General features: G+C 64.3%; 1 protein-coding gene. It reads left to right on the top strand.

What is annotated here, in order from left to right; all coding sequences use genetic code 11:
- On the top strand, window positions 1-364 hold a 364-nt coding region (locus AC1D0P_RS32260), incomplete at both ends, for a HAMP domain-containing protein (protein WP_477680445.1).

Raw genomic sequence — 364 nt, 5'->3', positions numbered from 1 at the left:
GAAGTGACGCGCGTTGCCCGCGAAGTCGGCACGGAAGGTCGGCTCGGTGGCCAGGCGAACGTGCGCGGCGTGGCCGGCACCTGGAAGGACCTGACCGACTCGGTCAATTCCATGGCGTCCAACTTGACCGGCCAGGTGCGCAATATCGCCGAAGTGGCGACTGCCGTGGCGCAGGGCGACCTTTCCAAGAAGATCACGGTGACGGTTTCGGGAGAAATACTGGAGCTGAAAGAGACCATCAATACCATGGTCGACCAGCTCAACGGCTTCGCCGGCGAAGTGACGCGCGTTGCCCGCGAAGTCGGCACCGAGGGACGGCTGGGTGGTCAGGCAAACGTGCTCGGCGTCGCCGGCACCTGGAAAA

This window comes from Polaromonas sp. P1_G2 (assembly GCF_056405515.1).
Note: the sequence above shows the minus strand (reverse complement) of the source record. Positions and strands in the feature narration are given on the sequence as shown.